12 protein-coding genes are annotated in these 14,367 nt (G+C 68.8%); 9 read left to right on the top strand and 3 right to left on the bottom strand.

Annotated features, from left to right (window positions below; translation table 11 throughout):
• From E8A74_RS17570 to uraH, 6 genes are read left to right on the top strand one after another with little or no spacing between them, the layout of a single operon-like run.
• Entirely contained in the window at positions 1 to 1,083 is a 1,083-nt protein-coding gene (locus tag E8A74_RS17570; protein WP_232379615.1) for a dipeptidase, read from the top strand.
• Between the two features lie 23 nt (positions 1,084 to 1,106).
• Positions 1,107 to 1,655: a DUF1232 domain-containing protein gene (locus tag E8A74_RS17565; RefSeq protein WP_136930166.1), complete on the top strand. Its 549-nt coding sequence runs from the start codon at positions 1,107 to 1,109 to the stop codon at positions 1,653 to 1,655.
• Complete coding sequence (gene allB / locus E8A74_RS17560; RefSeq protein ID WP_136930165.1) at positions 1,655 to 3,019, top strand: allantoinase AllB; 1,365 nt, start codon at positions 1,655 to 1,657, stop codon at positions 3,017 to 3,019. Before E8A74_RS17565 ends, allB begins: the two co-directional genes overlap by 1 nt.
• Before the next feature lie 14 nt (positions 3,020 to 3,033).
• On the top strand, positions 3,034 to 4,029 hold the full coding sequence (gene alc, locus E8A74_RS17555; protein WP_136930164.1) for an allantoicase: 996 nt from the start codon (positions 3,034 to 3,036) through the stop codon (positions 4,027 to 4,029).
• 10 nt (positions 4,030 to 4,039) lie between these two features.
• Entirely contained in the window at positions 4,040 to 4,540 is a 501-nt protein-coding gene (gene uraD / locus E8A74_RS17550; protein ID WP_136930163.1) for a 2-oxo-4-hydroxy-4-carboxy-5-ureidoimidazoline decarboxylase, read from the top strand.
• Positions 4,537 to 4,887, top strand: coding sequence for a hydroxyisourate hydrolase (gene uraH, locus E8A74_RS17545; RefSeq protein WP_136930162.1), 351 nt, complete (start codon positions 4,537 to 4,539; stop codon positions 4,885 to 4,887). Before uraD ends, uraH begins: the two co-directional genes overlap by 4 nt.
• Positions 4,888 to 4,942: 55 nt before the next feature.
• Here the strand turns inward: uraH and E8A74_RS17540 are convergent, their stop codons facing one another.
• Positions 4,943 to 6,412, bottom strand: a complete 1,470-nt coding sequence (locus E8A74_RS17540; RefSeq protein WP_136930161.1) for a DUF6986 family protein — start codon at positions 6,410 to 6,412, stop codon at positions 4,943 to 4,945.
• Between the two features lies 1 nt (position 6,413).
• Positions 6,414 to 8,966, bottom strand: coding sequence for a DEAD/DEAH box helicase (locus E8A74_RS17535; protein WP_136930160.1), 2,553 nt, complete (start codon positions 8,964 to 8,966; stop codon positions 6,414 to 6,416).
• Between the two features lie 294 nt (positions 8,967 to 9,260).
• Here E8A74_RS17535 and E8A74_RS17530 point away from each other — a divergent pair, with 294 nt between their 5' ends.
• The 3 genes from E8A74_RS17530 (at position 9,261) to E8A74_RS17520 (ending at position 12,760) form a co-directional block, all read left to right on the top strand.
• On the top strand, positions 9,261 to 10,145 hold the full coding sequence (locus E8A74_RS17530; protein WP_136930159.1) for a hypothetical protein: 885 nt from the start codon (positions 9,261 to 9,263) through the stop codon (positions 10,143 to 10,145).
• A gap of 17 nt (positions 10,146 to 10,162) precedes the next feature.
• Positions 10,163 to 11,122 carry a PEGA domain-containing protein gene (locus E8A74_RS17525; protein WP_170229200.1) on the top strand — a complete coding sequence of 320 codons (960 nt, stop codon included), beginning with the start codon at positions 10,163 to 10,165 and terminating at the stop codon, positions 11,120 to 11,122.
• A gap of 87 nt (positions 11,123 to 11,209) precedes the next feature.
• Positions 11,210 to 12,760 (top strand): hypothetical protein, encoded by a 1,551-nt coding sequence (locus E8A74_RS17520; protein ID WP_136930157.1) that lies wholly within the window; start codon positions 11,210 to 11,212, stop codon positions 12,758 to 12,760.
• A gap of 42 nt (positions 12,761 to 12,802) precedes the next feature.
• On the opposite strand, the gene E8A74_RS52365 is transcribed toward E8A74_RS17520, so the two are convergent.
• Complete coding sequence (locus tag E8A74_RS52365; protein WP_170229199.1) at positions 12,803 to 14,338, bottom strand: hypothetical protein; 1,536 nt, start codon at positions 14,336 to 14,338, stop codon at positions 12,803 to 12,805.
• Between the last annotated feature and the right edge of the window lie 29 nt (positions 14,339 to 14,367).

Below are 14,367 nucleotides of genomic sequence, written 5' to 3'. Positions count from 1 at the left end.
GTGGCTCCGCTCCTGCTCACGGCCCGCTTCGGCGCGCTCCTCGTCAGCGCGGCCTCGCTGGTCGTGAGCCTCGCGAGCCCGCGCGGGGCCGCTGCCGCAGGCGAGGAAACCCCGCGTTTCATGGTCGTCGACCTGCACGCCGACGTTCCCTGGCAGGTCCACGGCAAGGGCCGCTCGCCCAAGCTCGTCGAGGGGCAAGCGCGTATCGAGGCGCTGCGAAAGGGCGGCTACGGCGGCGTCGTCCTGCCGATCTACATCTCCGACAAGATCAAGGGCGGCCCGAAGATCGACGACGCCGAGGCGATCTACCGCGCCGCTGTCTCGATCGTGGAAGCGAGCGCGATCTTCCTGCCCCTCGGCTCGCGCGCCGCCGAGCCCGATCGCATCAGCACGTTCCTCGCGATCGAAGGCGCGGGCGCGTTCGCGGAGGACCTCACCGCGATCGATCGCTTCATCGATCGCGGCGTCCGCCTCGTGAGCCTCGCGCACGCGCGGAACAACAAGCTCGCCTCGGCCGCGACCGGCGGCGGCGCGAAGTTTGGCCTGACGGATCTCGGCAAGGCGTTCGCCGCGCGCATCTACGACAAGGGCGCGCTCGTCGACGTCTCGCACCTCTCCGACGCGGGCTTCCGCGATCTCGTCCCGATCGCCGAGGCGCACGGCGCGCCCATCGTCGCGACGCACTCGAACGCGCGCGCGCTCTGCGACGTCCCGCGCAACCTCACGGACGAGCAGCTCCGCACGATCGGCCGCACGGGCGGCGTCGCGGGGCTGAACTTCCATTCGCCCTTCGTGAAGGCCGACGGCGCGGCCACGCTCGCGGATGTCGTGGCGCAGGCCGAGCACATGATCGCCGTCGCCGGCATCGATCACGTCGCGATCGGCAGCGACTTCGACGGCGACATCAAGCCGGCCGAGGGCATGGGCGACGCGTCGCACCTGCCCGCGCTCGCCCGCGAGCTCGGCAAACGGGGCCGCAAGGACGACGAGATCCTGAAGCTGTTTTCGCTGAACGCGCTGCGCGTGCTCGGCTGGCGTCCTTCGAAACCGAAAGCGTCGAAGGACGAGCCGAAGGCCTTGTGACCGAGAGTAAGAAAGGACCTTTCATGACCACCGAGCTCGACACCCGTTGCTTGAACACCTTCCCCGAGTGGCTGCGCACGCTCGCCGCCGACGCGGACGACGTCGCGAAGCTGCTCGCCTCGGCCACGGCGCCCCTCTCGGCGCGGCGGTACGTGGCGGCGGGGCTCAACTACCTGTTCAAGTCGCTCGATCTCATCCCCGACGGCATCGAGGATCTCGGCTTCCTCGACGACGCGTTCGTCCTGCGTATCGCGGCCGCGCTCGCGCTCGACGAGAACCCGGCCGTGCGCGCCGAGGCCCCCGCGCTCACGCGGCTCGCGGCCGACAAGGCGCTCATCGTGGAGCTGCTCGGCAAGGACTACAATCGCCTCGAACGGTACGTCCGTGACCTGACCCGCGGCGCCGCGCGTGGCCGCACGGTCGACGAGATCGTCGAGGACGACGGGACGCGCACGGCCTTCCTGAACGAGGTGGCGGGCTGGGCGCAGAGCTACCAGGCGCCGAGCTTCTCCCGCGACGAGAAGAACATCGTCAAGCTCCAGTCCTTCCTCTCGGCCAAGCTCCCTGCCTGATGACGAGCCACGATCCCGCCCCGTTCGACCTCGTGCTGAAGGGCCGCCGCGTCGTGCTGCCGGACGGCATGTGCGAAGCCGCGATCGCGATCGCCGGTGGGCGTATCGCCGCGGTGCTCGATCCCTCGGCCGCGCCCCGAGGTGTGCGCACGATCGACGCAGGCGACCGTGTGATCATGCCCGGCCTCGTCGACACGCACGCGCACGTCAACGAGCCGGGGCGCACCGAGTGGGAGGGCTTCGCGACGGCCACGCGCGCGTGCGCTGCGGGCGGCATCACGACGGTCGTCGACATGCCGCTGAACTCGATCCCCGTGACCACGACACGCGCGGCGCTGGAGGAGAAGCGCCGCGCGTCGGCGGGGCAAACGTGGGTCGATCACGGCTTCTGGGGCGGCGTCGTGCCCGGCAACGAGCGCGAACTCGAGCCCCTCGTCGAGGCTGGCGCGCTCGGCTTCAAGGCCTTCCTCGTGCACTCGGGCATCGACGACTTCCCCATGGCCGAGGAGGGCGACCTGCGCCGCGCGATGCCGATCCTCGCGCGCCTCGGCGTGCCCTTGCTCGTGCACGCGGAGCTCGAAGGTGAAGCGCCCGAGACCGCGGGCGATCCGCGCAGCTACGCGACGTACCTCGCCTCGCGGCCGCCTGCGTGGGAGGAGGCCGCCGTGCACCGGATGGTCGAGCTTTGCCGTACGTACGGCGGCCCGGTGCACGTCGTGCACCTCTCGGCCGCGGGTGCGCTCGACGACGTGAGCCGCGCGCGCGCCGAGGGCCTGCCGTTCTCGATCGAGACGTGCCCGCACTACCTGCTGCTCGCCGCCGAGGAGGTCCCCGAGGGCCACACCGAGTACAAGTGCGCGCCGCCGATCCGCGAGCGCGACAACCGCGAGCGGCTGTGGAAGGCGCTCGTCTCCGGCGCGATCGACCTCGTCGTCTCGGATCACTCGCCGTGCACGCCGCGGCTCAAGCTGCCGCAGGAAGGCGACTTCCTGCGCGCCTGGGGCGGGATCGCCTCGCTCCAGCTCGGGTTGTCGCTCATCTGGACCGAGGCCAGCCGGCGCGGCGCGACACTCTCGGATCTCGCGCGGTGGATGTGTGAGGCGCCTGCGCGGCTCGCGGGCCTCTCGCACAAGAAGGGGCGCATCGCGCCCGGGCTCGACGCGGATTTCGTCGTCTGGGCTCCCGACGCCACGTTCGTTGTCGAGCCTTCGATCCTGCGGCATCGCCACCCGGTGACGCCCTACCTCGGGCGAACGCTGCGCGGCGAGGTGAAGACGACGATCCTTCGGGGTCAAACGGTGTACGAGGGCGGCGTCGTGCGTGACGAGCCCCGCGGCGTCCCGCTCCTGGGGCGTGGTGCGTAAGGAAGAGAGAGACGATGGCTGATTTCGAGACGAAGGTCGATCTCGCGTCGGAGCGCCTCGGCGGCGCGGCGATCTGGGCGACCGACGATTTCTTCGCGCCGAAGGAGAACCTGCTCAAGGCCGGCAAGGCCGTCTTCATCCCGGGCAAGTACACCGAGCAGGGCAAGTGGATGGACGGCTGGGAGTCGCGCCGCAGGCGCTCCGGCAGCGAGGATGCGTGCATCGTGCGCCTCGGCCTCGCCGGTCGGATCGCGGGCTTCGACGTCGACACGAGCCACTTCCTCGGCAACGCCCCGGCGAAGGTGTCCATCGAGGCGACCTACGTGCCCGGCTACAAGGCGCTCGACGCCTTGCTCGGCGCGGACGTCGCGTGGACCGAGATCCTGCCGCCCTCCGCGGTCAAACCCGGCTCGCAGAACCTCTTCGCCATCACGGACGGCGGCACGTTCTCGCACGTAAAACTCCGCATCTACCCCGACGGCGGCGTCGCGCGCCTGCGCGTCTACGGCGAGGTGAAGCCCGACTGGGCCCTGCTCCTCTCGGAGCACCGCGTCCTCGATCTCGCGGCCGTCGAGCACGGCGGCGTGGTCATCGGCGCGAGCGACGAGTTCTTCTCGGATCGGCGCAACCTGCTCTTGCCCGGCCCCTCGCGCGACATGGGCGACGGCTGGGAGAGCCGCAGGCGCCGCGGCCCGGGCCACGACTGGGCGATCGTCCGCCTCGGCCGCGCGGGCACGCTCGTGCGCACGGACATCGACACGACGCACTTCAAGGGCAACTACCCCGAGAGCTGCGCGCTCGAAGGATGTTTCCTGCGCGGAGAGGACACGCCCGAGGCGCTCGAAGCCGCCGCGTGGAAGGAGCTTTTGCCGCGCACGAAGCTCGAAGCGCACACGCGCCACGTCTTCTCGCTCCAGGCGAGCGAGCCCGTGAGCCACGTGCGGCTGCGCATCTTCCCCGACGGCGGCGTCGCGCGGCTGCGGCTCTACGGCGCGCCGATCACCGCGTGAGGAGACTGCTGTGGACGACTGCCGCGCCCTGAACGACCTCTCCAACGACGAAGCGCGCGCCGCGCTCACGCGCTGCTGCGGCAGCACCCGCTGGGTCGATCACATGCTCCACGCGCGTCCTTTCCAGAGCCGCGCAGAGCTCTTCGAAGCGGCGTCGCGACACTGGAACGCGCTCGACGTCGCCGACTGGGACGAGGCGTTCTCGCACCATCCCCGCATCGGCGATCCCGCGGCGGCCTCGAAGTCGACGGCCACGTGGGCCGCGAACGAACAAGCCGGCGCCGCACGCTCGGCCGACGAAGTACGCGCCGCGATCGCCGAGGGCAACCGCGCCTACGAGGCGAAGTTCGGCCGCATCTATCTCGTCTGCGCCACGGGCAAGACGGGCGAGGAGCTGCTCGCGATCCTGCGCGCGCGGCTCGGCAACGACGCCGCCGAAGAGCTCCGCGTCGCCGTGGGCGAACAAGAAAAGATCACCCGTCTGCGCCTGGAGAAGATCCTCTCGCCATGAGCACGAGCCCCATCACCACACATGTCCTCGACACGAGCCGCGGCAGGCCCGCGGAGGGCGTCCCCGTCGTGCTCGAGCGTCTCGAAGACAACGGCGCCTTCCTCGAGCTCGGGCGCGGCAAGACGGACGCAGACGGCCGCCTGCGCGACCTCTTGCCGGCCGAGCCACGCCCGAAGCCGGGCACGTACCGCATCACCTTCGACACGAGCGTGTACTACGCGGCGCAAGGCACGACGGGGTTTTACCCGAGCGTGTCGATCACGTTCCTCCTCCGCGCGCCGGAGGAGCACCACCACGTGCCGCTTCTTTTGAACCCGTACGGTTTCTCGACCTACCGCGGGAGCTGACCCTGCACCCCTCTCCCGCGAGGGAGAGGGGTTGGGGGGGAGGGAACCGTCCCGTTCAGCCCTTCCGCGCCGCGAGGATCTTCACGAACGAGCGCGTCGCGAAGTCGGCCGAGCCGAGGCCGGTCATCTGCTCGGCTTCCGCTTCCGTCAGTGCGCCGCAGGCGATCGCGCGAAGGAAGTAGTTCAGGAGCCCCTGCCCTGTCGCGGCGTCGTCGAACACGTCGCCGAGCAAAGTCGCCTGCGCGGCCTTGTCGAGGAACGCCTTCAAGCGCGCGCCTGCGGCTTCGAGCCCCTCCAGGAAAAACGCGTAGACCGCGCCGTAGCGCGCCGGGAGCTGCGCCGGGTGCAGGTCCCAGCCTTGGTAAAAACCTGTCACGAGCGAGTGCCGGATGTGATCGTGCGCGAGCCGCCAGGCCCGATGCACGACCGCGCGGTTCTCTGCGAGCTCAGCGGCCCCGAGCGTGGCGCCCTCCGCGGCGCGATGCGGCCCGATCGGCATCACGTTCGTCGCGCCATCGGAGAGCATCACGCTCGTGCCCGCGAGCGAGACCTTCATCACGTGTTTCGCGAAATCACACGCAGGATGCGCCATGTACTGGTGCGCTGCCGTGATGCTGCATCCGGCCGTGTAGTCGTACGTCCCGAAGTGCGCGCCGGTGCATCGCCCCTTCGCCAGCGCCATCAGGTGCGGCAACGCGACGCGCCCGTCCGGCAGGAAGATCGACTGCGTCGTCTCCACCATCACCTCGAACAGGAGCGACTTCGGCGGGAGTGCGAGCGCGGCTTCGAGCGCTTCGAGCAACCCGACGAGCGCCTCGACCTGCTCGGGCACCGTGATCTTCGGGAGCGTCACGACGAACCTGGTCGACGCTCGGGACTCCGGGTCGCCTTCGGCGCCCTGCGCCCCGAACCCCTCGGGCAGCCGTCCGCCCATCCGGGTCACGAGCGTCGTCACGAACAGGTCGAGCGTGCGCACGCTGCGCGCGCGAAGCTCCTCGTTCAGCGGCTTGATGCGGATGCCGACGAAGGGCGGCGCCGTCCCGCTCGCCACGGCCTCGGCGACCTGCTCGGCTGCCGCGACTGCGTGCCCGTCTTCCTCGGCGTCCGTGCGGTTGCCGTAGCCGTCCTCGAAGTCGATGCGGAAGTCCTCCACCGGCTCGCGCGCGAGCTTTTCGAGCACGCGCTCGTGCACGACGCGCGCGAGGTAGCCCGGCGAGCCCACGGGCGCGTCCTTGATCGCGGCCGCATCGTCGGGCAGCGCGCTCGCGAACGAGAGGCCGAGCGCGCGGGCGAACGTCACGGGATCGGGCGCGTACGTGCGCATCACGTCGAGCGCGACCTCGCCGGATCGCTGACACGTGCGCGCCTTGAAGAGGTGCGCCCCGCCGTAGACCGTGTGCACCGGCTGCCTGCGCGAGGCCTCGCCGGGGAAGGCCGTACCGAAGTCGCGGTTCGCCTGGGCGAGCCGCGCGAGCGTTGCGTGGGGGAGGTTTTCCGGGGTCAGAGACGTCTTCACGGCGCCCATCCTACGACGAGATCCGCCGCAGGGAGATCACCGGCTTGTTCGCGTCGCGCGACTTGTCGAGATCGATCACGCCTTCGAGCGCCCAGCCGCTGCTCTCGCCTTCCTCGTCGATGAGGACCTGCGAGAACTCCCAGATGAACGGCCACTGGCGGATCTGCGTGTTCTCGGGGCTTCGCGCCTTCGGGTCGACGCGGATCTCCGCGAACTCTTCCCAGAACGGCGCGAGCGTTTCGTCGAAGCGCCGCGGCGTCCAGTCCTCGCCGCCGGCCTCCACGAGCTCCGTCGCCTCGACGTAGTCCTTCCGCGCGAGCGCGCGCACCAGCGAGAAGAGCTCGTTCCGGATGAGCGCGACGAACGCGCGCGTGTCCGTGGTGATGTCGAACTGCTCTTCCTTCGGCTCGGGTTTGCCCTCGACGACCGCCATCACGCGGTCGGGGTTCTTCATCCGCTCCCACTCTTCGAGGAGCGAGCTGTCGACCTGCCGCACGATCGCGCCGAGGAAGATCTCCACGTCGTCGAGCTCGTCGGTCTTCTCGCGATCGGGCACCGTCTGCACGAGCGCCTTGTAGACGTCCGAGAGGTACCGGAGGAGCAGGCCCTCGCTCCGCTGCAGCTCGTACTCCTTCACGTAGTCCGAGAAGGACCAGAGGCCCTCGAACATCTCGCGCGCGATCGACTTCGGCCGGATGTTCTCGCGCCCGACCCAGGGGTGCTTCTTCGCGAACTCGTTGAAGCTCTCGTAAATGAAGTCCGCGTTCGGCTTCGGGTACTCCATCTTGTCGAGCTCCGCGACCCGGTCCTCGAACTCCATCCCGGCCGCTTTGAGCTCCAACATCTTCTCGCGCTTCAACTTGTCGAGCTGCTTCATCAGGAGGAGGTCGGGGTTCTCCAGGATGCTCTCGACCAGCGTGAGCACCTCGAGCGCGTACGTGTCGCTGTCGCGATCGAGCAGCTCCACCGTCTCCACGAGCCAGAGCCCGAGCGCGTGGTTGATGGTGAAGTCCTCTTGCAGGTCCATGTTCACCCGCACCCGCCGGTTCGTCTCGTCGCGCTCGGCGAGCGGCACGAGCTCGATCACGCCGCCGCGCACGAGCGAGCGGAACATCGAGAGCGCGGTCTTCTTGTGGATCCGGCGCTGCGCCGGGGTCTCGTGCACGTCGCTCAAGAGCGTCTTCATCGCGCGGCAGCCGTCGCCCTCGCGCCCGAGCACATTGAGCAACATGCCGTGCGAGACGGAGAAGCGCGACACGAGCGGCTCGGGATCCCCCGCGATGAGCCGGTCGAACGTCGAGCGATCCCAGTGCACGTAGCCCTTCTCGGGCGGCTTCTTGCGCACGATACGCTTCTTCTTCACGGGATCGTTGCCGGCCTTCGCTTCGAGCCGGAGGTTCTCGATCGCGTGCTCGGGCGCCTGCGCCACGACGGTGCCTCGATCGTCGAAGCCCTTGCGCCCGGCGCGGCCCGAGATCTGCTGGAAGTCGCGCACGCTGAGGATCGCCGTCTTCTGGCCGTCGTACTTGCAGAGCTTCGTGAACAGCACCGTGCGGATCGGGATGTTCACGCCGACGCCGAGCGTGTCCGTCCCGCAGATCACCTTGAGCAGCCCCTTCTGCGCGAGCTTCTCCACGAGCAGCCGGTACTTCGGCAAGAGCCCCGCGTGGTGCAGCCCGATCCCGTGGCGCACGAAGCGGCTGAACTCCTTGCCGTAAGGGCTGTCGAGCCGCACGCCTTCGAGCGCCTTCGCGATCGCGCGCTTGTCGTCCTTCGACGCGTAGTCGAGGCTCATGAGGTTCTGCGCCTCCTCGGCCGCCGCGCGTTGCGTGAAGTTGACGATGTAGATCGGCGCCCGCCCCTTCTGGACGAGGTCGTGCACGGTCTCGTGCAGCGGCGTCTCGCGGTACTCGAAGTCGAGCGGGACGGGCCGCACGCGCGAGCGCACGAGCGCGGTCTCCTTGCCGTTCAGGTTCGTCAGGATCTTCGCGAACGCGTCCGCGCCGCCGAGCGTCGCGGACATGAGCAGGTACGTCGCCTGCGGCAGCGTCAAGAGCGGGACCTGCCACGCGACGCCGCGCTCGCGGTCCGCGTAGTAATGGAACTCGTCCATGATCACGTAATCGACATCCGCGCGCTCGCCCTCGCGCAGCGCGATGTTCGAGAGGATCTCGGCCGTGCAGCAGATGATCGGCGCGTCGCGGTTCACGGACGCATCCCCCGTCATCATGCCGACGTTGTCCGGACCGAAATCCCGGCAGAGCGCGAAGAACTTCTCGCTGACGAGCGCCTTGATCGGGCATGTGTAGAACGAGCGCTTGCCCTGCGACATCGCAAGGAAGTGCATCGCCGTGGCCACGAGCGATTTCCCCGAGCCCGTCGGCGTGTTGAGGATCACATTCTTGCCGCCGACGATCTCGAGAAGGGCCTCTTCCTGGGCCGGGTAGAGTTCGAGCTCCTTCTCGGCGACGTACTCGAGGAACCTGTCGAAGACGAGCGTAGGATCGGCGTCGTCCGGGGCGGGAAGGCGGCTTGCCAGGGGCGTAGGCACGGCGAGCGTCATGCCATAAAAGGGCTCCGGGGGCTTGCGTCCGAGATCGCCTCGACGAAACGGCGAGGGCCTAGCCGTGCTTCACCCCGAAACCTCTTCTCGGCGTTGGGGCCTCCGCACGGGCAAGCCGTGCTTTGCCCCCAAACCCCCTTGGCGCGGGGGGGTCGATTGCGCTACCCCCGTCAAGGTGCGCGAGGGCCAGACGAGCGACGTGAACGAACGATCGGAAGGTGGCGCTGACGCGGCGATCCGGGGCATCATGGTCGAGCGGAGCACTTGGATCGTGAAAGGCCCGGGAGGGAGCGCGTGAGCGCCGACAATCGCGAGGGAGCTGGCCCGTCGAGCGGAGCACCGGCAGCAGACACGGGTACGCCCGCTGCGCCGTCCGCAGCACCGGCGGCCGAAGGCGAGAACGTGATCGCCACGCACGGCGAGCGTGAAGCACGCGCATACGTCGCGCCGATCGAGGTGCCGAAGCGGCGCCAGCGCCTGAAGACCATGGACATGGCGAAGGTGCGGATCTCGGCCGACATGAAGGTCGAGGTCATGGACGCGCGGCACATGCCGACGACGAAGATGGAGCTGCCCCCCGGCGGCCTTCGTCCGCCGCCGCCGCCCCCACAAGCCGAGGTCGCAGACCCGACGTCATCGTCGAGCCCGTGGACCACGAGCGGCGGCATCGATCGTTCGATGTTGCCCTCCGCGTCGCTCGGCCCGGCGATCCCCGCCCCGGGCTCACGCTCCGCGGCCCCGCAGGCCTCGCAAGACGAAGAAGAAGGCGGGCGCGGCATCGGGATCTGGATCGGCGTGGTGGTCATCGCGGCGCTGCTCGGCGGCGGCGCGGCGTATCTCCTGCGCGGGCGGGTCACGAACGGGGGGAACGGCGCGGGCGTCTCGTCGAGCGCGCCGATCGCGGTGACGGTGCCGGCGACGACGCAGATCCCGCTGCCGCCGATGACGGCGGCGCCTGTCGAGACGGCGCCCGCCGAAACCGCCGAGCCCGCGGCGACGGCGGAGCCTGCGCCCACGGACGATCCGATCGATCCGAACGCGGCGCCCACGACGACGGCGCCAACCGGGGTCAAGCCGGTGACGACGGTGCCCCGGAAGACCACGACGACGACGAAGACAGCGCCGACGACGACGGCCGCACCGACCACGACGGCGACGACGCCGCGGCGACTTTTCTAGCTTCGGGAGGGATGAGCATGCGAACCAAGGCACTGCTTTCGACGGTGAGCTTCGCGCTCCTGCTGGCGGGATCCGCGCCTGCGTACGCGGATGATGCGGCGCGGGCAGCGGAGCTCTTCGCGACGGGCAACAAGCTCTTCGACGAGGAGAAGTGGGCCGAGGCGGAGGCGTCGTACCAGGCGGCGTGGGATCTGCGAAAGAGCTTCGATCTCGCGGGAAACCTGGGCGACGTGGAGATGACGCTGGGCCAGTTCCGTGATGCGGCGGAGCATCTGTCGTACGCGCTGGAGGAGTTCCCGGCGGGTGGGAAGCCCGAGGTGCGCGCGGCGCTGCAGAAGCGACTGGACGAGGCGAAGAAGCAAGTCGGCACGGTGACGATCGGCACGAACATCGGCGGTGCGAAGATTTTCGTGGATGGTCGGCTGGTCGGGCAGGCGCCGCTGGCGAAGGCGGTGTTCGTGGATCCGGGGAAGCGGGTCATCGAGGCGAAGTTGCCGGGGCACGATGATGTGCTGAGGACGGTCGATGTGGAGAAGGCGCAGAGCCAGGAGGTGAACCTGGTGTTGGCGCCGAAGATTGGGGGGGCGCCGGGGGGGAAGAGCAAGGTTCTGATTGGTGTGGGCGGTGGGCTTGCGCTGGTGGGGATTGGGGCCGGGATTGGGCTTTTGGTGGCGGCGAGTGGCGCGAACAGCGACGCAAACGCGCTCGACGACGCGATGCCGGACATGGCGTGCGACCCCGCGCACCCGGACCACGCCGCGAACAAGGCCAACTGCGCGACGTTGCTCAGCACCGTGCAACGCAAGGACACGTTCACGAACGTCGGCACGGGCGCCCTCGTTGCGGGAGGCGTTCTCGCGGTGGGCACGCTGGTCTACGCGCTATTGCCCACGAAGAAGCAAGCCACGATGGGCTTTACGCTGGTGCCCTCGGTGACGTCCACCTTCGCGGGCTTCGCGGCGACGGGCCAGTTCTGAGCGACGCTCGCGGATGGCTCATCAGCAGCCGCGCACCTCTACCTCTACGTCTTGCTTTCAATATTTACGGAAAGGGGAGACATGCCCATGCGCACGCGTCACACCACCATCGCTTCCCTGGGTATCGTCATTGCAGCGGGCTTCTTGCAGATGGCGGGTTGCTCGGCAGATGCAGACGACTGTAGCGTTATCAACGTCTGCTCGGAGGAGGGGAACCCGTTCGTCGTGGGGCCGCCTCCGGGGTGCACCGATTCGCCGAGCAGCAATCCGGATGTCATCAAGACCGAATGCGCCTTTTTCGTGAGTGGATCGAAGGGCGACGACAAGGGCGCTGGCACGGAGGCTGCGCCTTTCAAGACGCTCGCGGTCGCGGTCGAGGCGGCGAGGAAGAACAAGGCTCGGGTCTATGCGTGCGGTGATTACGCCGAGCGCGTCGACGTGCCGGCCGGCGTCTCCATCTTCGGCGGGTTCGATTGCCAGGACGCCGAGTGGAGATACGACGCGAGCAAGAAGGCGAGAATCAACCCGCCAGCGCCTGCGACCCCGGAGGAGGTGCAAGCATCGCTGAGGGTCGCCGGGAGTAAAGCCACCCAGCTCGAGGATCTTCGTATCGAGGCGGCGAATGCGACGTTGCCAGGGGGTTCGGCGATCGCCGTGATCGTGGACGGGGTGACCGTGGACTTCATACGGACCGACCTCATCGCGGGCAACGGAGCCGCAGGCGCGCAGGGCGAGACGCCGACGGTCCACATTGGCCCCACGACCCCAGCCGATGCAGATAACGATTTGATCCGCGGGAACAACGGGCAGGTCGCTTGCATGGGCGGAGACGAAGGAAATCCCGGGGGCGACGTCAAGGACAACTCCATCTGTAGCGAATCCAGCGGTGGCAAAGGAGGCAATGGGAGGACGGCAGTGGGGGATGCTGGAGGGGATGGCATTCCCGCTCCCAACCCCAATCCAACGAACAAGGGCGCAGGCGGCCTCGGGGATACCGGCGCGGGGGATTGCGAGCTCGGTCAGCCCGGCGCCAATGGAACGGTCGGCAGCGACGGCGCAGGAGCCATGGAGGACGGAGCGCTCGATGCCAGCAAGGGATACATCGGCGCGAGTGGCCTACCCGGCAACAAGGGCACGGTCGGCCAGGGCGGCGGCGGAGGCGGCGGATCCAAGGGCAAACCGGGCTGCTTTGGCGCGAGCGGCGGCGGCGGTGGGGCTGGTGGCTGCGGCGGAAATGGCGGGCTCGGAGGGATGGCGGGCGGTTCGAGCATCGCCATCGTGAGCATCGGAGCCACACTGTCCTTCGACAGCGTCGATATCACCACGGGCAGCGGGGGCCGCGGTGGGGACGGCGGGTTCGGCCAGCTCGGAGGTGTTGGCGGCAACGGCGGCAACGGCGGCGGTGGCGCGCCGACGGGCGCCCCGACGCCCCCAGGCTGCAATGGCGGCAAGGGCGGCAATGGCGGGAATGGCGGGAGCGGCGGCGGCGGCCGTGGTGGTCACTCGATCGGCATCGCCCACAAGGGCGGCATGGTCTCGGACATGGGCGTCACCATCATGAACGGATCTCCCGGCGCGGGCGGCAGCGGCGGCAACGCCGCGGCCGGCCTCAACCCCATGACGCAGGCCTTCCCCTGATCCGGCAAACGGAATCGTCCCCCCATCTCCTACGGGCCTGATTCAGGGGAACGCGTACGTCGAGGCCCCGACGCCACCCATGGCCCCACCTCCAGCGCCGCCCGCGCCAGGCATGCCAGGAGCAATCGTGACTCCCATCTCCGAGACATTCCCGCCCCTGTACGCGATCCCGATCGAGTGACCACCGCGGCCGCCGCCGCCTTTGCCCCCGTCGCCCCCCTTCCCGCCATTCCCCCCATGACAGGCGGATGGCATCGCCATTGTGCCGAAACCGCCTATCCCGCCATTCCCTCCAACCGCGCCGAGCTGCCCGGTACCGCCTTCGCCACCCGTACCACCATTTCCGCTGGTGATTGTCACCGCATCGAACCCGATCGTCGCGCCGATGCTCACGATTCCGATGCTGGAACCCCCAGACGCGCCGCCGAGCCCTCCGTAACCACCGCAGCCGCCGGCGCCACCGCTGCCGCCGCTCGCGCCCCAGCACACCGCTGAGCCTTTCGCGCCGCCGCCCCCTCCTCCACCCTGCCCGACCGTACCTCTGCCGCCGTTCTTCCCGGAGGCGCCCACGTGGCCTCGAATGGCGTCCAGCATGCCGTCGTCTTGCGCGCCGATATTGGCCATCCCAGGCACGCCCGTCGCGCCGTCGAGCCCCGATTTGCAGGATGTCACGCCCTCACCAGCACCTCCGAAGCCGAAACTGCCGAATGGATCCTGGGGCAGCCCCTCGGCGCCGTTGTCCCCGCCCGTCTCCTTCCCGAACCCCCCAGCGCCCCCAACGGACGCAGCACACGCTTCGTTCCCTTTGGCGACTCCGCCCGGGTTGCCGTTGCCTCCACCCATGCAAGCCATTTGCCCGTCGTTTCCACGAACAGCGGGATCATCGGAATCTGCGGGACCGATATCGTCCGTCGGCGTCGCCCCCTGCGCGCCCGTTGCCCCGTTCCCGGCGATGATCTCGGCCCGGACGAAATTCACGGTCGCGCCGTCGACGATCACGGCGATCGACGACCCCCCTGGCAACGTCGCATTCGCCGCCTCGATACGAAGATCCTCGAGCTGGGTGGCCTTGCTCCCGGCGACCCTCAGCGATGCTTGCACCTCATCCGGGGACGCAGGCGCCGGCGGGTTGATTCTCGCCTTCTTGGCCGCGTCGTACTTCCACTCGCCATTCGCGCAAGAAAAGCCCCCGAACACGGACACACCGGCCGGCACGTCGACGCGCTCTGCATAGAGGCCGTCGTCGGCACACGCGTAGACACGGAGCATCGTGCTCCTGGCCTTGTCGAGAGCAGCTTGCAAGCTCTTGAACGGCTTCGCCATGCTCCCGTTGCCGTCGTCGCTGGCCGACGAACTCACGAAGATTCCGCATTTATTACTGACGACGGACGAATCGTTGCTTGGAGGTGCCTTGCACTCCTCCGGAGTGTGCCCACCGCCTTGGTAAGGCGTGCCGTCAGAAGTGCACGTAAGGTTGAGCTTGCAGTCAGCGGCATTGTCCGAGCAGCCCACGAGCTGACCCAAGCTCGAGATCGTCCAAAACCCAAGGGACCCCAGCCATTTGTGCATGGTGCGCATCTGTCTCCTCCGTTCCGATAAGCCATGAC

Origin of the sequence: Polyangium fumosum (assembly GCF_005144585.1) — a bacterium.
GTDB lineage: Bacteria > Myxococcota_A > Polyangia > Polyangiales > Polyangiaceae > Polyangium > Polyangium fumosum.
The sequence above is the reverse complement of the archived record's forward strand: the minus strand, read 5'-3'. Positions and strand labels throughout refer to the sequence as shown.

What these genes read in the sequence shown, in the direction of transcription:
- E8A74_RS17565 (WP_136930166.1), top strand. Translation starts at nt 1,107, where the DNA reads ATGACCACCGAGCTCGACACCCGTTGCTTGAACACCTTCCCCGAGTGG.
- allB (WP_136930165.1), top strand. Translation starts at nt 1,655, where the DNA reads ATGACGAGCCACGATCCCGCCCCGTTCGACCTCGTGCTGAAGGGCCGC.
- alc (WP_136930164.1), top strand. Translation starts at nt 3,034, where the DNA reads ATGGCTGATTTCGAGACGAAGGTCGATCTCGCGTCGGAGCGCCTCGGC.
- uraH (WP_136930162.1), top strand. Translation starts at nt 4,537, where the DNA reads ATGAGCACGAGCCCCATCACCACACATGTCCTCGACACGAGCCGCGGC.
- E8A74_RS17540 (WP_136930161.1), bottom strand. Translation starts at nt 6,412, where the DNA reads ATGGGCGCCGTGAAGACGTCTCTGACCCCGGAAAACCTCCCCCACGCA.
- E8A74_RS17535 (WP_136930160.1), bottom strand. Translation starts at nt 8,966, where the DNA reads ATGACGCTCGCCGTGCCTACGCCCCTGGCAAGCCGCCTTCCCGCCCCG.
- E8A74_RS17525 (WP_170229200.1), top strand. Translation starts at nt 10,163, where the DNA reads ATGCGAACCAAGGCACTGCTTTCGACGGTGAGCTTCGCGCTCCTGCTG.
- E8A74_RS17520 (WP_136930157.1), top strand. Translation starts at nt 11,210, where the DNA reads ATGCGCACGCGTCACACCACCATCGCTTCCCTGGGTATCGTCATTGCA.
- E8A74_RS52365 (WP_170229199.1), bottom strand. Translation starts at nt 14,338, where the DNA reads ATGCGCACCATGCACAAATGGCTGGGGTCCCTTGGGTTTTGGACGATC.